General features: G+C 36.0%; 21 protein-coding genes and 1 rRNA gene. 1 reads left to right on the top strand and 21 read right to left on the bottom strand.

Annotated elements, in window-relative coordinates:
- Positions 1-180 precede the first annotated feature (180 nt).
- The 10 genes from JOD29_RS16630 to metG all read right to left on the bottom strand — a co-directional run bounded on the left by JOD29_RS16630 (position 181) and on the right by metG (position 9549).
- Positions 181-555: a RidA family protein gene (locus JOD29_RS16630; protein WP_124766653.1), complete on the bottom strand. Its 375-nt coding sequence runs from the start codon at positions 553-555 to the stop codon at positions 181-183.
- Positions 556-1383: a pur operon repressor gene (purR, locus tag JOD29_RS16625; protein WP_124766654.1), complete on the bottom strand. Its 828-nt coding sequence runs from the start codon at positions 1381-1383 to the stop codon at positions 556-558.
- A gap of 365 nt (positions 1384-1748) precedes the next feature.
- Positions 1749-2615 (bottom strand): 4-(cytidine 5'-diphospho)-2-C-methyl-D-erythritol kinase, encoded by an 867-nt coding sequence (gene ispE / locus JOD29_RS16620; protein ID WP_124766655.1) that lies wholly within the window; start codon positions 2613-2615, stop codon positions 1749-1751.
- Between the two features lie 228 nt (positions 2616-2843).
- On the bottom strand, positions 2844-3044 hold the full coding sequence (locus JOD29_RS16615; RefSeq protein WP_124766656.1) for a small, acid-soluble spore protein, alpha/beta type: 201 nt from the start codon (positions 3042-3044) through the stop codon (positions 2844-2846).
- 111 nt (positions 3045-3155) lie between these two features.
- Positions 3156-3416, bottom strand: a complete 261-nt coding sequence (gene veg / locus JOD29_RS16610) for a biofilm formation stimulator Veg (RefSeq protein WP_124766657.1) — start codon at positions 3414-3416, stop codon at positions 3156-3158.
- A 151-nt stretch (positions 3417-3567) separates the two neighbouring features.
- Positions 3568-4455 (bottom strand): 16S rRNA (adenine(1518)-N(6)/adenine(1519)-N(6))-dimethyltransferase RsmA, encoded by an 888-nt coding sequence (rsmA, locus tag JOD29_RS16605; RefSeq protein ID WP_124766658.1) that lies wholly within the window; start codon positions 4453-4455, stop codon positions 3568-3570.
- Positions 4448-5014: a ribonuclease M5 gene (gene rnmV / locus JOD29_RS16600; protein WP_124766659.1), complete on the bottom strand. Its 567-nt coding sequence runs from the start codon at positions 5012-5014 to the stop codon at positions 4448-4450. The genes rsmA and rnmV overlap by 8 nt, the downstream gene beginning before the upstream one ends.
- 230 nt (positions 5015-5244) lie before the next feature.
- Positions 5245-6447: a G5 and 3D domain-containing protein gene (locus JOD29_RS16595; protein ID WP_124766660.1), complete on the bottom strand. Its 1203-nt coding sequence runs from the start codon at positions 6445-6447 to the stop codon at positions 5245-5247.
- A 133-nt stretch (positions 6448-6580) separates the two neighbouring features.
- The gene (locus JOD29_RS16590; protein ID WP_124766661.1) at positions 6581-7351 is read right to left on the bottom strand and encodes a TatD family hydrolase; all 771 of its coding nucleotides are present in this window, start codon (positions 7349-7351) and stop codon (positions 6581-6583) included.
- Between the two features lie 233 nt (positions 7352-7584).
- Entirely contained in the window at positions 7585-9549 is a 1965-nt protein-coding gene (gene metG / locus JOD29_RS16585; protein ID WP_124766662.1) for a methionine--tRNA ligase, read from the bottom strand.
- Positions 9550-9897: 348 nt separating this feature from the next.
- Between metG and JOD29_RS16580 the strand changes: the two genes are divergently transcribed.
- Complete coding sequence (locus tag JOD29_RS16580) at positions 9898-10176, top strand: AbrB/MazE/SpoVT family DNA-binding domain-containing protein (RefSeq protein WP_124766663.1); 279 nt, start codon at positions 9898-9900, stop codon at positions 10174-10176.
- 72 nt (positions 10177-10248) lie between these two features.
- Here JOD29_RS16580 and rsmI read toward each other — a convergent pair whose 3' ends face one another.
- From rsmI to rrf, 11 genes are all read right to left on the bottom strand, one after another.
- A complete protein-coding gene (gene rsmI / locus JOD29_RS16575; RefSeq protein ID WP_124766664.1) occupies positions 10249-11118 on the bottom strand; it encodes a 16S rRNA (cytidine(1402)-2'-O)-methyltransferase in 870 nt (289 codons plus the stop codon).
- Positions 11115-11378 (bottom strand): GIY-YIG nuclease family protein, encoded by a 264-nt coding sequence (locus JOD29_RS16570; protein ID WP_124766665.1) that lies wholly within the window; start codon positions 11376-11378, stop codon positions 11115-11117. Before JOD29_RS16570 ends, rsmI begins: the two co-directional genes overlap by 4 nt.
- Positions 11362-12111 (bottom strand): tRNA1(Val) (adenine(37)-N6)-methyltransferase, encoded by a 750-nt coding sequence (locus tag JOD29_RS16565; protein ID WP_124766666.1) that lies wholly within the window; start codon positions 12109-12111, stop codon positions 11362-11364. The genes JOD29_RS16570 and JOD29_RS16565 overlap by 17 nt, the downstream gene beginning before the upstream one ends.
- 335 nt (positions 12112-12446) lie before the next feature.
- On the bottom strand, positions 12447-12806 hold the full coding sequence (gene yabA, locus JOD29_RS16560) for a DNA replication initiation control protein YabA (RefSeq protein ID WP_124766667.1): 360 nt from the start codon (positions 12804-12806) through the stop codon (positions 12447-12449).
- Positions 12807-12829: 23 nt separating this feature from the next.
- Positions 12830-13645 (bottom strand): PSP1 domain-containing protein, encoded by an 816-nt coding sequence (locus tag JOD29_RS16555; protein ID WP_124766668.1) that lies wholly within the window; start codon positions 13643-13645, stop codon positions 12830-12832.
- Positions 13638-14642: a DNA polymerase III subunit delta' gene (gene holB, locus JOD29_RS16550; protein WP_124766669.1), complete on the bottom strand. Its 1005-nt coding sequence runs from the start codon at positions 14640-14642 to the stop codon at positions 13638-13640. Before holB ends, JOD29_RS16555 begins: the two co-directional genes overlap by 8 nt.
- Before the next feature lie 100 nt (positions 14643-14742).
- Positions 14743-15183 carry a YaaR family protein gene (locus JOD29_RS16545; protein ID WP_124766670.1) on the bottom strand — a complete coding sequence of 147 codons (441 nt, stop codon included), beginning with the start codon at positions 15181-15183 and terminating at the stop codon, positions 14743-14745.
- Between the two features lie 124 nt (positions 15184-15307).
- Positions 15308-15637 (bottom strand): cyclic-di-AMP receptor, encoded by a 330-nt coding sequence (locus JOD29_RS16540; RefSeq protein WP_124766671.1) that lies wholly within the window; start codon positions 15635-15637, stop codon positions 15308-15310.
- A gap of 187 nt (positions 15638-15824) precedes the next feature.
- Positions 15825-16463, bottom strand: coding sequence for a dTMP kinase (tmk, locus tag JOD29_RS16535; RefSeq protein ID WP_124766672.1), 639 nt, complete (start codon positions 16461-16463; stop codon positions 15825-15827).
- Between the two features lie 20 nt (positions 16464-16483).
- Complete coding sequence (locus JOD29_RS16530; RefSeq protein WP_124766673.1) at positions 16484-17905, bottom strand: aminotransferase class I/II-fold pyridoxal phosphate-dependent enzyme; 1422 nt, start codon at positions 17903-17905, stop codon at positions 16484-16486.
- A 338-nt stretch (positions 17906-18243) separates the two neighbouring features.
- Positions 18244-18336, bottom strand: a 5S ribosomal RNA gene (gene rrf / locus JOD29_RS16525); the annotation flags it as partial.

Raw genomic sequence — 18336 nt, 5'->3', positions numbered from 1 at the left:
CTACTCACTCCTCTCCTCTATGATGCCTTTGAAATATTAAGATTCTACAAAAATTTTAAATTTCCTTCTAGTTTTATAAAAATTTTCAAAATAATTATATTTTTTTAAAAACTTAATAGTTTAGTATAAAAAAATCTGATGAACTCTATCAAAGTTCATCAGATTCCTGTAAATATTATTCTATTCAAAGACGGCTATAACTTCTATTTCTACTTTAACGTCTTTTGGTAATCTAGCAACCTCTACTGCAGAGCGGGATGGTTTATGATCGCCAAAATTTGTTGCATAAGCTTCATTCATAGCTGCAAAATCATTCATGTCCTTTAAAAATACTGTTGTTTTGATTACATTGTTTAATGATAATCCAGCTTCCGCTAATACAGCTTTAATATTTTCGAATACCTGGTTAGTCTGGGCTACGATATCACCTTCAACTAATTCACCTTCTGCTGTTAATGGAATTTGCCCAGAACTAATTAAGAAACCATTCGCCACGATTGCTTGTGCATATGGCCCGATTGCAGCTGGTGCTTTTGTTGTTGAAATTGTTTTCATTTAATTTCTCCCCTTTGAAAAATAATTTCCTTCACTTAAAGCTATTGTTCGATCCTTTTCATTAACTGCATGAAGCTTTACTAAAGAATAGTAATCATCAACAAGTGTATCATCTGCATGTTCTGCCTCTACGAGAACAGCGATTCCTGCTAGTTCACAATCAAACTCTTCAAGTAAGTTTTTCATCCCATTCATTGTACCACCGACTTTCATGAAATCGTCGGTAATCAGAACGCGTTGACCGCTTTTCATGCTACGCTTTGATAATACCATTGTCTGGATACGTCGAGAAGACCCAGAAACATAATTAATGCTTACTGTTGACCCTTCTGTCACTTTACTATCCCGGCGAACTACAACTACTGGTACGTTTAAATGTCTAGCGATGGAATGGGCAATGGAAATCCCCTTCGTTGCTACAGTCATAATGACATCAATATGTTGGTCGGCATATACACTTGCAAAAACTTTTCCGACTCGGTTTATTAATTCCGGGTTTCCAAGTAAATCCGTCATAAACAAATAACCACCAGGTAATAATCGATCCGATTGACTTAATTCTGAAATTAGCGTCTGAATAATCTCTCGTACTTCCTCATCAGACATTTTCGGAATATATTTAACTCCTCCAGCAGCCCCTGGAACTGTCACCAATAGCCCAATCCCTTTTTCTTCAAATGTGTCCTTTACAATTGTCAAATCCTCACTAATTGAAGACTTGGCGGAATTGTATAAGTCTGAAAAATAAGTAAGTGGAATCAGTTGATGTGGATGCTCAAGTAAGTAATAAGTCATATCGACAAGGCGTTCACTTCGCTTCCATTTCATGCGACACTCTCCTAATCAATATATATAATAATCAATTATGCCTCGGCGAACCTGAGTCCGTAATTTAACTTTGTGCTTAGGTCAACAAGATTGTTTTTCAACGAGCTCGCTAAGCTATGTAGGAGCAAGATGTTGTTAATAGCCATTGCAGGAATGCGACGTTCTTTGGCTAACATCATAAGACTCCGCCGATAACTTGTGACATCCGCCGGGGCTTATCTTCATTCAGTCGACACTGAATTCTTCCCCACCTAAAGAGGGAATCTTCAAACCCGTCGCCAGCTTTCGGTACAAAAAAATTAAGGATTTGCTGAATAAAGATAAACACGAATATTTTATAGAAAAAGTAACATAAATGTACGTATTTAATCAAGTGAATTTCTTTCCCCTAACATACGTATCGCAAAAACTTCTTCACAAAATCCTCTTAAACCATTATAAATTCTGCTAAGTCGAGACTCACTATCTACTAATCCAAACACAGTTGGCCCACTACCACTCATTAACACAGCATCTGCTCCAAAGCGTTTCATTTGTTCTTTAATCATCACTACTTCAGGATGTAAGTTAAAAGTTACAGTCTCTAACACATTCCCTACTGAATCACACATTAAATCATAATTTTCCGTTTCAATTGCTTCGATCATTTGTTTTGTATTTGGATGTTTTACCTCGTCGAGTCGGAGTGCTCCGTAAACTTGTGCGGTAGAGACACCAATTTTAGGTTTCGCTAAAACTACCCAGCAAGTAGGCGGTGCAGGAAGTTCCTGAATTTTTTCACCTCGTCCTGTTGCTAAAGCAGTACCCCCATATACACAAAATGAAACGTCAGATCCAATTTTTGCACCAAGTTCAGCTAATGTATCCAATGATAAATTTAAATTCCAAAGTTTATTTAACCCTCGTAATGTGGCAGCTGCATCACTGCTACCTCCTGCTAAGCCTGCAGCAATCGGAATCTGTTTATCGATGGTAATTAAAACACCTTCCTGTATGCCATATGTATCTTTTAATAATTGAGCTGCTTGGTAGGCAAGATTACGACTGTCGTTAGGTATAAAGCCGCTTGAAGAACTAATTAAGATTTGTCCATCTTTTCTCGAATCAAGTCCTATTCGATCCGCTAAATCAACTGTTGTCATAATCATTTCAACTTCGTGGTATTGGTCTGGTCGTTTATATAGCACATCTAATGTTAAATTTATTTTTGCAGGTGCTTTTACATAAAGCATTTCGTATCCTCCTAAAAACGGTCATCATCCAAATATGGAAAAAGGACTTTCTAACTGTTCATTAATTTTACCATAATGTAAAAAGAAAAGTGGAGCCAATAGCATTTCCTCGCCCGAGTATCATTGCTTTAATCTAACATTCTATTAATCTGACCTCAACTAGACAAAATTGAATAAAAAGCCAATAGCACCCCTTTTAGTGAGTACTATTGGCTTAACTTGTCAACTTTACTTATTTTGATTGTTTTGGTTTGCTTGCTGTTGTGCTAGACCTTCTTGGGCCATTTCAATCGCTCGCTTTACCAGGTTCCCTGCATCACGTGACTTTATTCCACCCCAGCCTTCACGTTCGACTACATCATAAAATCCGAGTTCCTTGGCAATCTCTTCTTTTAGACGATTCGACATGATACCTCTTCTTCTGGCCATGCAGTTTTCCTCCTTTAAAACAAGTAGGTTGACAAACGTAGTATGTACAAGAAATAAAAAAACACTCATAAAAATGAGTGTTTTTCAAAATATAAAAATGAGTACTAGATCTTATTTAGCGATGGCAATTTGTGCATCATCTAAAAATGTAATCTCTACAGCTTCAGTTAAAATATCTGTGTAACTATACGACACACGTTTACAGGCGTTATCTTCTTGATCAAGCTCTACAACAAAGACTGCGTGATAAGTTTCACTAAGTACACCAGCACACTCGACAGTTTTCTTGCGACCTCCGTTTGCTTTTAATAACAAACGTTTACCTAAGTGACCATCTAACGATTTTTTGATGTCAGCTAACGTTTTTGGCATTTTTGCATACACCTCACTATAAACCAGTATAGCCTAGGCGTTTTAATTTGTCAAACAAAATAAATATTTTATCAGCAGACAATTAAACTTGTCAACTCAAATTGCATAGAATTATACCCATTTTTTTATTTAATTAAAAGTTTTTTTAAAATTATTGACGTTTAGAAAAAAACGAGTATAATGAGTCTGCTAATTTTCCAAACTCCTGAATTGACAATGTTTCACCACGTCTCGTCGGTTCTATACCATTTTCTTCCAATGCCTGAATTATTAAATGTTTATTTTCTTTCCCTGATGGAAGACCAGATTGTAAGTTATTTAAAATAGTTTTACGACGCTGAGCAAAGGAAGCACGCGTTACCTCAAATAAAAAGTCCTCATCAATTACCTTAACTGGTGGCTCTTCATGCTTTATTAAGCGGATAACAGCCGAATCAACATTGGGTTGAGGCATAAATACAGTCTTCGGAACAACCATAGCAACTTCTGCACTTACATAATATTGAATAGCGATAGATAGCGACCCATATTCTTTTGTTCCAGGTTTTGCAGTAATCCGATCTGCAACTTCTTTTTGCATCATCACAACAAAACCACGAATTGGTAATCGGTCGTTTAATAATTTCATTAAGATTGGCGTTGTAACATAATACGGTAGATTAGCAACGACCATAATATCTTCAATTCCCTGCATTTCTTCAGCAATGACAGCTGGAACATCTGCTTTTAATATATCTGAATGAACGACTTTCACATTGTTGTATGGGCTTAACGTGTCTTCAAGTACCGGTAATAATCGTTGGTCAATTTCAAATGCAACAACTTTTTTTGCCTCCCGGGCTAGATGTTCTGTTAGCGCACCAATACCAGGTCCAATTTCTATAGCACCACTGTTTTTAGTTAAATTTGCATGACTTACGATATTTCTTAATATATTAGGGTCAATTAAAAAGTTTTGACCTAAGCTCTTTTTAAAAGAAAAGCCATACTTATTTAGAATTTCTTTTGTACGTAATGGTGTCGCGATATCTTTATACATTTTGGTCCTCCTGATCTAATTGCGCTATTGCCTGTCCAAATTGTTCGACTGTAATTTGGAACATCACTAGCCGTTTATGCAATTGTTTACCGTTTGTCATTCCGATATTTAACAATTCACCCAATCGAGAACGGCGTTGTTTTGACTGTGGATGTCCGATTAGTTTAGCCTGCATGAGGTCATCCAGTGTAATAAGTTCTTCGAAGTTATTATTTATGTTAGGCGTATAAACATTTTTTAATGCCTCTCTAATGTCTTCATCACTCGCATGTTCGATTCCAAGACCTTTTCCATTTTTAGCAATGGTTTTTTCTTTTGAGAGAAATGCATGTTTTACACTAGGAATACGTTCTTCAATGATCGCACGAATGCGTCTTCCGGGATAGTCGGGATCAGTAAAAACGATAACTCCTCTCTTTTCTTGAGCATGTGCAATGCGCTTCAATGTTTCTTCCGAAATAGCTGAGCCATTTGTTTCAATTGTGTCTGCACCTATAGCTCTTTTAATCGCTGTTGTATCGTCCTTACCTTCCACAACGATAATTTCTTTTATTTTCAACAATAGTACCTCTCTTCTAAAACTATCTTTGACCATTTTAACTAACCTTAAAACAAAAGAAAAGCAGAAGTGGCTCGTTCGCACTCACGCCTTCGAAAATGCAACACGCGTGAGTATCACAGATCTCACTCAGCACGCAAACAAGTCAATAGGCATTTCCCTTCTAAAGAACAAAAAAAGTGGGGCTTATTAAAGGCCCCACTTAAACATTTTGGAATTCAATATTTTTTTTAATCTAAAATTCGAATACGGACTTTTTTTCGTCCCCAATTTTTCGCCTGACTTTTCGATTGTACTAATACGTCAATTTTATTTCCCTTAATAGCACCGCCAGTGTCACCGGCAATAGCATTACCGTAGCCTTCAACCCATACTTTTGTTCCTAATGGAATTAGGTTAGGGTCAACAGCGATTACTTTTAAGTTAGAACTTCCACGTAAGTCAATACCTGATGCAGACGTTCCACTACACCCTTCACAATATGGTGTATAGGCTGTCGCAGTAACATAAAACTCTTTTCCTTCTGAAGTCGATTGACTACCACGGGAAACTGCAGCTGTTACAACCTTTGAGCCTACTGCTACAACTTTTGTTTTTGGTTCTTTAACTACTTCTTCAGACTTTAAAACTTTATCTACGACTTTACCATTTTTCTTAATGATTTCATACGTACGAGACACTGTACCTTTCTCCCCTTCTGAAACCACTTTTTCTTTCCCTTTTAGTAACGATGAGTCTGATCTCGTTTCTACAGCGAAATCAACCGGCTCTTCCACTACATCGGTAACTTTTTCTACGCGAACGACTTTAATTTGATCGTTTGGCTTTATAAGTGTATCACTTTTATTTTCAACACGATCAAACTCATTCAATTGAATCCCCTGTTGTTTTAAAAAGTTAGCGACCGTAGTCGAAGTGGACCATACTTGTTTCTTTGCATTACCATCGACAAGTGTTAACTGAAATGCCTTCTGAACTTCAATTTTATCCGTGCTTTTAACTTCTGCATCTAAAGCGTGCGATACTTGATCGTGCTCTGTTACATCGATTTTAGCTTCTTCCAAAATGTCCTTTACTTTGCTCTCAGTTGTCCAAATATTTGACTCTTTACCGTCAACTAAAATGGTTATATCTTTTGCCTGTTCCCAGTCGATCGTCAATCCATCGACGATTTCTGTGTTCAGTGAGGGTGTAACTTTATCATACTTTGTAACGATAATCCCCTTATCTTCAAGGAGATCACCAACAGTTTTTGCGTGTGTTGATATTTGTTGCTCTTTTCCGTCTGCATTAACAACAACGGATGTTTTCGTTCCCTGGTAGAAAACAAATGCAAAAATTGAAACAAACAAGACTACAGAAATAATTTTTACAGCTGTTTGCCTGCTCCTCAATGATCCTGAGAACAAGTTTTTCATGGTTATTTTTGACATGAAAAAACGCCTCCTTAATACTCGTTGGATTATACGGGTTCATTTTCTAGCTGTCAACCTTAATAGATTTTCTCGAAAATGATTCATCATGCTAACCCTGCCCAAAACGCGGTACTAGAGGCGCTTAGACATTTTATACATCCAATTTAAAAAACTTGGTTGCATTAAGGGTTGTTGCATGTGCCACTTCCTCTGTTGTTAGCCCTTTTTGACGTGCAATTTCTTCTGCAACTAAAGGTACATAAGATGGCTCATTTCTCTTACCACGAAACGGATGTGGTGCTAAGTAAGGAGCATCGGTTTCAATCATTAAGTACTCGAGTGAAATCTCCTTTGCCACTTCCTTAGGCATTCTTGCATTCTTAAACGTAACAGGACCACCTAAACTGATCATAAAGTTCATGTTTATACATTCCTTAGCGGTTTCTACACTTCCACTAAAGCAATGCATTACTCCACCAACGGAAGCTGCATTCTCTTCACGAAGGATTTGTACAACATCTCCTGTTGCATCACGATTATGAATGACAATTGGTAAGTTCAATTTTTGTGCTAAGTGAATCTGTTTTCTGAACAAAGCTTGTTGCACATCTTTCGGTGACTTATCCCAGTAATAATCTAAACCTGTTTCTCCGATTGCTACTACTTTTGGGTGACTTGCAAGTTCCTCAATCCATTGTAAATCCTCATCCTTACAATCGATTGCATCTACAGGGTGCCAACCAATAACTGCATATATAAATTCGTATTCATCTGCTAACTTCATAGCTCTTTCAATGGTCTTTCGGTCAAAGCCTACAACAACCATCTTTTCAACTTTTGCTTCTAATGCTCGATCAATAACTTGTTGTAAGTCTTCATCATACTGATCAGCATTAAGGTGAACATGTGTATCAATAAACATTAATCATTCGCCTACTTTCATTCTATTGGATAAAATCATTACTATTTTCACATTCATATTACAAAAAGATTACAGAAATCATCTTGTTGTTTCAACTTTTGCATGCAACATCTGTACATTAGGTAAATAATACCTAATAAAATGGGTATTTATTCTATACCAAAATAATTTCAAATTAAACATTTAAAAGCCTGCTGAACTTTAAAAGTCCAACAGGCTAAACGCTAATAAAATTATTTTACTTTTGCCCCATTTTCCAACTTTGGATCAACTGTTGCAAGTGTTAAAATACCATCATTTGATCCTGCTAAAATCATTCCTTGTGATAATTCACCACGAAGTTTTACTGGTTTTAAGTTTGCAACTACAATCACCTTTTGGCCAACGAGTTCCTCTGGTTTATAATGCTGTGCAATTCCAGAAACCACTTGGCGTTGCTCATAACCTAAGTCTACTTGTAATTTCAATAATTTATCTGCTTTTGGTACTGGTTCACATGCTGTTACAGTACCTACTCGTAAGTCTATTTTAGTAAAGTCATCAATTGAAATTTCTGGTGCTTGTGGCTTTTCAACTGCTTTTGTTTCTTCTTCTGTTGTTGAAGTTTTTACGGAACTTCTCATTTGTTCACGGATGTAATCAACCTCAATTTCAGTATCTAAACGAGGGAAAATTGGTATCCCTTTTTCTACCACTTTTGTATTTTCCGGAATAATATTACCAAATGTTTCAATTGTTACCCATTCTAAATATTTTACATCTAAACCCAATTGTTCAATTATTTGATTAGGAGTTGAGGTCATAAACGGCTGTAATAGTACTGCAATATGGCGGAGACTTTCTGCCAAATTTGCCATCACAGAGCTTAATTTAGATTTATTTTCCTCATTCTTTGCAAGTACCCAAGGTTGTGTTTCGTCAATATATTTATTAGTTCGTGAAACTAATGACCAAATATCTGAAAGTACGACACTAAACTGCATTTTTTCCATACTTTCTTCATATTTAATACGCGTTTGTTTTGCATGTTCTTTTAGGGCATTGTCAAATTCCGTTTCCTGTAAGTTCCCTGTTGGAATAACGCCGTTGAAATATTTATTCATCATAGAAACAGTTCTATTTAATAAGTTACCTAAATCATTAGCTAAGTCGAAATTTGTACGTTCAACAAACGACTCCGGTGAAAATACACCGTCAGAACCAAATGGTAACTCACGAAGTAAGAAGTAACGAGTAGCGTCCAATCCATAACGTTCAATTAACATTTCTGGATAGACAACATTTCCTTTTGATTTCGACATTTTCCCATCTTTCATCATGATAAAGCCATGTGCAAAGACCTTTTTCGGAAGAGGTAAATCTAGTGCCATTAAAAAGATTGGCCAATAAATTGTATGGAAACGAACAATATCTTTCCCTACAACATGTACATCAGCTGGCCAGTATTTATTGAATAATTCCCCATTTTCTGACCCATACCCTAAAGCCGTGATATAGTTAGTCAATGCATCCACCCATACGTAGATAACATGTCTTGGATCACCTGGGACTTTAATTCCCCAGTCAAATGAAGTTCTTGAAACTGACAGGTCTTCCAATCCTGGTTTAATAAAGTTATTAATCATTTCGTTTTTACGTGATTCAGGTTCAATGAATTCTATATTCTCTTCGTAATATGCTAATAAGCGATCTGCATATTTCTTCATATTAAAGAAGTAAGATTCTTCTTTTACTTTATGAACTGGGCGACCGCAGTCTGGGCAGTTACCGTTGTCTAATTGTGTCTCTGTATAGAAGGATTCACAAGGTGTACAATACCATCCTTCATATTCACCTTTATAAATATCACCATTATCAAGAAACTTTTGGAATATTTTCTCTACACTTTTTGTATGACGCTCTTGGGTAGTTTGAATAAAGTCATCGTAAGAGATGTCCATTAAAGCCCAAAGCTTTTTAGCAGCTTCTGCAATTTCATTTACATAATCTTGTGGATGTTTGTCGACTTCCGCTGCTTTCTCTTGGATCTTTTGACCATGTTCGTCCATTCCTGTAAGGAACCGAACATCATATCCGCGTAGTCTTTTATAGCGCGCCATCGTATCTGATGCAACTGTTGTATAAGCGGTCCCAATGTGAAATTTCCCACTTGGATAATAGATAGGTGTTGTAATATAAAATGTCTTCTTTTCGTTCACAGAAACTGCCTCCAATTTATTACTTATTATACTTATTCTATCGGAGTAATAAAATCCTTTCAACGATAGAATATTATGAAAGATATTTGTCGAAAATTGTTATTAGGAAAAAGTGTAAATTTGTTGAAACTTTTTACACAATTTTTATGTTTTATAATAAGAATCTTTATTTCCATAGGAAATATGGTAACTTTTCACCCTATAGATATGCGATTATACAAATAATATTAATGCTAAATTATTGACGTTTATGGCATTAGTTGGTATTATCTTAATCAGACAAGCAATAAATGTCGAATTTTGGCGAATTTAAAAATATAAATACACAATATACAGGAGGAAACATTCATGAAATCAACAGGTATCGTTCGTAAAGTCGATGAATTGGGACGAGTTGTTATTCCTATTGAACTTCGTCGTACTTTAGGTATTGCCGAAAAAGATGCATTAGAGATTTACGTTGATGATGACCGAATCATTCTTAAAAAATATATGCCAAACATGACTTGTGCTGTAACTGGCGAAGTATCAGATCAAAACTTTAAATTAGCTGGTGGGAAATTAATATTAAGCCCAGAAGGTGCAGACATGTTAGTGAAAGAAATCCAACAACACCTAAAAAGATAGGGAATGAGAAAAAGCGACGCTATGTAAATTGCCCTTTTTATAGCATCGCTTTTTTATTTGATTTTTAGACAATTATTGATGATATTCTTGATAAACATCACGTTTTTTTAATCCACGCTCTTTTGCAACCTGCTTGATCGCATCTTTAGAATTGAGATCTTTTTCTTCTATTAAATGGTTTATATGTTCTACTACTGAAAAATCCACCCAATAGGAAGGTTCTTCTTCTATATCACCTTCTAGATTTCCTTCTAAAACAATACAGAATTCCCCTCGAATCTCGTTTTCACTAGACCAATTAATGGCTTCCTGTATAGTACCGCGTAAAAACTCCTCAAACTTTTTCGTTAGTTCTCTAGCTAATACGATATTTCGATTCCCCAATATAAGTTCTAAGTCCTTTAGTGTTTCCTTTAGGCGATGGGGTGCTTCGTAAAAGATTATTGTTTCTTCTCTTCTGGATAGTTTTTCAAGTTGTTCTCTGCGTTCCTTTTTATGTCGGTTTAAGAAACCAAAGAAATAAAATGGTTGAGGTGTAATACCGGATGCAATTAATGCTGTTAATGCTGCATTAGCACCTGGTACAGGTACAACAGCGAAATCTTCTTCTAAAGCTTTGACCACAATATCAGCACCGGGATCTGAAATACATGGTAGTCCTGCATCACTCACTAAAGCTACTGACTTTCCCTCACGTAAATATTGTAATAATTTCTCTCCACCTTGCTCTAAATTGTGCTCATGGTAACTAACTAATGGCGTTTCGATTTCAAAATAATTACAAAGCCTTTTTGTATTACGCGTATCTTCCGCCGCAATAACATCTACCTCTTTTAAAATGCGTAGTGCACGAACAGTCATATCCTCTAAATTGCCAATTGGCGTTGCTACTAGATAAAGACAACTTCCCTGCTCGTGTAGGCTGCTCTTTTGTGACTTCATGTAATTTCGCCCCTAATATAAATCAATTTTTCTTTGCGTTTCAATTGCTTAAATGCATACTCAGCTCTCATTGCTTCTTGTTTTGTATCGAACATTTCATAATAAACACATTCTACTGGTCTGTGAGCTCTTGTATATTTTGCACCCTTTCCGGCATTATGTGCTTCGACCCGTTTTTCCAAGTTATTTGTATAACCTGCATATAAAGAGGAATCTGCACATTCTAGAACATAAAAAATATGCTTATCCTTCTTTTCCATATAGTATTTCACTCACTTCATCTGTATATTGATTATCTTCACCATAAACATATAAAGGAGGCAATACTTTTAAATCTGGCTTCCCATCTTTAATTGCTTCTATTAAAAGAGTATTTGCATCTTTCCCAAATTTAGGGTACACGAACTGAATCCGTTTTGGTTCAAGACGATTTGCTCTCATTAAAGTTATGATATCAAGCAATCTCCCAGGCCGATGAACGAATGCGGCTTTTCCACCTTGTTTTAATAATCTACTTGTAGAATATATTGCTTCTTCTAATGTTAAACGAATTTCATGTCTCGCAATAGCATAATGCTCACTTAAATTTTTATCACTCATCTCATGAGCTAAAAAGTAAGGGGGGTTACAGGTTACAACGTCAAATTTTTCAATTCCAAGGTGAATAGGTGCATCCTTTACGTCACCGTGAACCATACCAATTTGGTGTTCAAGTTCATTATAGCGAATACTTCTTTCTGCCATATCAAAAAGGCGTTCCTGAATCTCAACACCTATAATTTCTGCTTTTGTACGTGCACTTAAGAATAAAGGAATGACTCCATTCCCGGAACATAAATCAACAATTTTTCCTCTATGAATTGGTACGCTCACAAATTTAGATAATAAAACAGCATCTAAAGAAAAAGAAAAAACAGATGGACTTTGGATAATTCTCAAATTTTCTGCTAATAAGTAATCAAGGCGCTCATCTTCTTTTAACCATTGATTCAACGAATATCACTCCTATCGCGCGAAGGTGCGGTGCACGCTTCTCAAGCCTCAACAAATTACTTTATTTTCAACCCATTCCTTTTCATAAAAGGACCAAACAAGTTCTACCTGAGTAAATTACACTCACAGACAGTTTTACAAAATAAAAGACTGAAAACCACAACACTGTGGTATCAGCCTTTAAAGTTAAATTCACATCGGTGGATTTTTAATACATATTTGAGAAAACATACTCGGTCCTTTAATGATGCCATACTAGCATTTCCCAAAATTAAACTGAACCGGAGTATGCCTGGTTTAGTGACTGAATTAAGTTTCCACCCTAATAAACAAAGCTATACATTTTGCTTATTTAAGAATGATAGACAAAATAAACAATCTTCACCTTTACGTAATGATCCAAAATGTACATGACATACATGGAAACCTTCTTGATAAAGGCGAGCTAAGTTGTCATAGCCTTCTCCTATATCTAATGAACCTTTTTTACTGTTTTTGTTTTCTTTTGAAGTTGAATCATCATTAGATAAAAGCTCTTCTAAACGTCTACGTAGGTGAAGGTTTTCCGTCTGAAGTGTTTGATGTTCTTCCACCATATGTGCAACAAATTTTTTTAAGTCGCTAAATTGTTGCTGTAGCGATTCGAGCTGTTGTTCGAATTCCATAACTGTTTCTAAAAAATTACGGTCCTTCACACAAGCCACCTCATTAGTTTTATCTATATTAAATTCTTTTCACACTCTAGTATATCATCAAGTGTATACTCAACGGTTCTTTCTTGCTCCTCAAGAAATACCTGAATTAAACGTTCTAGAACGTTAATACCGACTACTTTTCCAACTCCGTCGGGTGTCATTGTCGTTTCGCCTATATCTGGCATGCCTTCTTTGGCTATCTCATAATCATCGTTTTCAAACTTTAGGCAGCACATTAGTCTACCACAAAGCCCTGAAATTTTTGTTGGGTTTAACGATAAGTTTTGATCCTTCGCCATTTTAATTGACACCGGATCAAAGTCTCCTAAAAATGTAGAACAACACAACATTCTTCCACAGGGTCCAATACCACCAAGAAGTTTTGCCTCATCTCGAACACCAATTTGACGCAGCTCAATTCGCGTACGGAAAATAGATGCTAGATCTTTAACTAACTCGCGAAAATCAACTCGTCCTTCAGCAGTGAAGTAAAAGATAATTTTATTTCGATCAAATGTATATTCTACATCTACAAGTTTCATTTCTAATTTATGTTCACTAATTTTAACATTCGCTAAATCAAATGCTCTTTGGGACTCGTTAATATTTTCCTCAACTTGAATACGGTCTCGTTCATCCGCTGGGCGAAGTACTTGCTTTAAAGGTAAAACAACATCCTTTTCGCCTACTTGCTTTATTGGAACAACGACTTTCCCATATTCCACCCCACGTGCTGTTTCTACTATTACATATTGATCTATTTCTAATAGAAAGCTGCCGGGGTCAAAATAATATATTTTACCTGCTTTTTTAAAGCGGATTCCAACCACATTATACAAAAGTGTATCCCTCCTGCAGTTTCAGCATAAGCTGCTCCATCATAAGCGTACGATTCATATTCCGTTGTAAATTTTGCCTTGCTTGTAAAATAGCTTGTAATTGATTAGACAAACTTTCATAAGATGTATGTAACGCCGCTTCTCTCCAACTTTGAATCATATCTGGATAAGTATACGTGCTTTGTGAATTTGCCTTAACAGCTACAATATCACGATAAGCAAAGAGCAATAAATCTAATGCCTGCTCGATTTCACTCTTTTCTTTAAATGAAGGGAGCCAGTCCTCATATACTACTAATAACGCTTCGTGTATATTTTTTCTGACTGTCTCTACTAATTTTAACACTGTCTTTCTTGCTTGTGCAAACTGCTCGTCATTTGCCAATTGTATTGCAGTTTCGAGGCTATTCGTTACCATACTAACTGTTGAAGCCATTGATAAAGAAACTCCCTGATGTTGTAATTGCTGTAACAAAATAGCTCTAGGTATATTTGAAAACTTTATATGTTGGCAACGTGAACGAATCGTCGGTATTATAGATTGAAATTGTTCTGTTAGTAGAATAGCTGTAACCTCTCCATCAGGCTCTTCTAAAAACTTTAGCAATGTATTCGCCGCAGAATTATTAAGTCGATCCGCATGGTGAAGAATATATATCTTTCGACCTTCTTCGATACTTGTTTTTGTCATAGCTGAAATTAGATCACGTACTTGATCAATTTTAATAAATTGACCATCCGGTAAAATCTCCTTTATATTAGGATGATTACCTGATTCGACACGTTTGCAATTCCTACATGTTTCACATGGAACATTTTTCGACGGATTTTCACATAAAAGGAGTTTTACGAAGAATTTTGCAACTTCTTGTTTTCCTGTTCCCTTATCACCGTCAAATATGTAAGCATGACCAGTTCTATTTTTATCAAATATCGTCTGTAGTTGCTTCATTACTATAGGTTGAAGTGCCTTTAACTCATCTACTTTTCCTTCCACTCTATTCACCTTTTTCGAAAATTGTAGTGCAAAAAATCTGTTGTTGTCTATTTGAAAAAATCCCGTGTCTAACACACGCCTGCAGACACGGGTTTACGTTTTACGTATATAAATTCACTAACAATCCTTTAATTTCACCTATCTTATCAAGTAAATCGATTGTTGCCTTTTCTTCATTTAAAAGGTCTTCCGCAAGTTCAACTAACCGCTCATCAATTGTTTCAACAATTTTCAAACGGCGACATTCGCCAAACCGATTCCACGTATGGGATTGTTTCATTTCGAGGCCATAATTGACAGCTTCTTGTAAGAATCGCTTTACGAGCATTTTAAACCTCGCAAGTTCTCTTAAATTACGAGATCTCGCAACTCGGTCTCCAGCTGAAGAAATATCACCTAAAAGCCTTGTCAATTGTTCGGTTTGCATTTTGGAACCTTGTTTAACAACCATTTCTCCAAAACGGTTACCCAATTGATTTACTTGCTTTATTTCATTATGGTTTGTTTTCAAACCTACACGTAAATCCTGATTTATTTTCAACTAGCTGTCGCCTCCAAACAAATACGCTTTTACGTATTTGGCCCAGATTGTGAATAGAGATTACAGAATAACTTTTCTGCAAATTCCCATATCTGTATGGGGCCTCCCCTTAATAAGCATAGGGTTAGAAATGGTGGAACTGTTCAATTGGTAATACAAATACTGTAGCTCCTCCTACTTCAACTTCTATGGGATACGGAATGTAAGAATCTGCGTTGCCACCCAATGGTGAAACGGGGGATACTAATTGTTCACGTGAACGACAATTATCCCTAATTAAGTCTAACAATTGTGGTACTGATTTGTCCTCGACCCCAATTAAGAACGTTGTATTTCCTGAACGTAAGAAACCACCTGTACTCGCTAACTTTGTTGCACGAAAGTTATTTTTCGTTAATGCACTGGCTAAACGGTTACTATCCTGATCTTGAACAACTGCTACAACTAACTTCATTCGCAATCACTCCCCTTATTCAGTTCCGTCTCTAACGGTTATCACGATTTTTAAAGCATATTTATATGTGAACTTATAATAAAAATTAAATATAAGTTAGAGATCCCCTTTAATCTACTAGTGAATTTTCCTAATAGAGTAAAAGTTGAAGTGGTGTATCTATTATATCATATTACAGTAGTACACTTCATTTACTTTTAGTTACTACCTCTTTTAATATCTTCCATACTTCATCAATAACTTGCTCAATTGATTGGTCTGCATTTACAACAACTATACGATTTGGGTACCTTTTTACAACTTCACGATAACCTTGTCTAACTTTTTTGTGGAAAGCAAGACTTTCAACATCTAGTCTATTCACTTCTCGATCACTGTGTGCATGAATGCGGGCAAGTCCCACTTCAGGTTCTAAATCAAACAAGATTGTTAAGTCCGGCATTTGTTTACCAATGGCAAATTCATTAATTGATAAAACTTCCTCAATACCAAGTCCACGGGCATGTCCTTGGTATGCAAGGGATGAATCGATAAAACGGTCGCATAAAACCAATTTCCCCTGTTTTAATGCTGGTTCAACCTTTTCAAAGTAGTGTTGGCTTCTAGCAGCAGCATATAGTAAAGCTTCTGTATGCTCATCCATAGCAGTGTGATTTGGATTTAAGATCACTTCACGAATTTTTTCCGAAATCTCAATTCCACCAGGTTCTCTCGTAGCCATCACTTCTATATTTTCTTCAATTAGAAGTTCTACAATCCTAGCAAGCACTGTTGATTTACCAGCTCCTTCTGGGCCTTCAAATGTAATAAATAAATTCCTTTTCATTTTGTATATTCCTCCACGTACTATTTTATGACGTAGATGAGCTTTTCAGATAATCGATGCTGTCCTTGAAATGCTGCGCCGATTGCGATTAACTCTTCTAATTGACTTAACTTTGCAACTGTTATCTTTTCACCTGGTATAAATAGTGGGATGCCTGGAGGATAAGGAATAATCATACTTGCAGAAATCCGCCCAATCGCTCTCATATACGGTACCCATTCTTTATCTAACTGTCCAACTTCATCATAAGAGTGTTCAAAAGTTACTACTTCAGGACCTTCCAAAGTTGGATTGGCAATTGCAACTACTTGTTTTGGCTCTTTTTTTAACAACTTAATTGCCTCTTTAATTAAAATACGTGTCTCAGCAAAAGGATACGTTTGCCCCTGTTTTAATAATGGAAGTATAAGTAATACCTGGTAAGTATCGGCTAACTCGACATAAAGATGGCTCTGCTCTAACACTTCTTTCAACTGAAAACCAGTGTAACCTTGCACTCGTAATAATACCTTTAGTGGGTCATTTACTTCTATAACCTCTAATGACTGAATAGACTTTAAGGCATCAATCCATTGATTTCTTTTTCCCCAAAAATAGGCTGCATCATATTCAAAATAGGTTTGAACATAATTTCTAGCATCATCTAAAGAAGCAAGTAGCAAGTAGGATGGGCTACTTGATTGCAACATTCGCAAATAATGGTTTACTTTATCTGGTTGAATTAACTTTGATTTCACGTGTAAAAACGAAGCCATTGTCATTGCATTTAGTGTTTTATGTGCAGACTGAACACAAATATCTGCCCCTAGTTGAATAGCGGAAGGGGGAAAAGTTGAGCTTGCAATGAAATGCGCTCCATGTGCTTCATCAACTAAAACAGGTATTTGATAATCATGACATAGATCAATCTGTTCCTTTAATTGACTTGACGCAACGCCATAATAAGTTGGGTAGGTTAATACGACTGCCTTTGCATCTTCATGTTGGTCTAATGCCTTTTTTAATGTATTTATAGTTACAGCACCAGCTGTATATGTATTTTCATCCCATTCTGGTGAAACAAAAATTGGTTTTGCACCAACTAGTTCAAGTGCGTGAAAAATAGATTTATGGGCATTTCTTTGTACAATAATCTTTTCATTTCTTTTACATGTCGCATAAATCATAGCCAAATTCCCAACTGTTGAACCATTTACTAAAAAGAAACTTTTATCTGATTGATAGGTTATTGATAATAAATTTTCTGCTTCTAAAATTGCCTCTTCAGGATGATGATAGTCATCTAACCCTTTTAGCTCTGTTAAATCATACTTAAGAGCCTCAATTATTTCTACGGGTAATGTAGAGTACATGCCATTTTTATGGCCAGGTACATGCAATGATTGAGGATTATTTACTACGAATGACTGTAATGCTGTAATAAGCGGCCTTTCTATTTTCATGATTTCACTCCGATTCATTTCTCTACTTCTATTATAGTCTTTGTGGTTAAAATAGAAAAAGCTAAAGCCTTAAATATGAATGTTGTTTTTATTGTATTTAAAAAGGAAAACGTTAAAATCAGTTAAAAAAGGAAGTGCTAAAGTTCCCTTGAAATTGCACTTTTAAAACAATATGTATGATTATATCCTCTTATATCTGCTACTGTTTCTGCTTTTAACACTTCACTACTTACATTAGCCAAAAATTTCTCCTCTCTGAATTCGCATAACTTCATGAAAGTCTACAATTGACATAAATAAAAAGCCTAAGCATAAGCTTAGACTTTTTTATTTTAGTTGCGTAGCGACGTCCTACTCTCACAGGGGGAAGCCCCCAACTACCATCGGCGCTAAAGAGCTTAACTTCCGTGTTCGGTATGGGAACGGGTGTG

The organism is Lysinibacillus composti, assembly GCF_016908465.1.
Taxonomy (GTDB): Bacteria; Bacillota; Bacilli; order Bacillales_A; family Planococcaceae; genus Ureibacillus; species Ureibacillus composti_A.
Note: the sequence above shows the minus strand (reverse complement) of the source record. Positions and strands in the feature narration are given on the sequence as shown.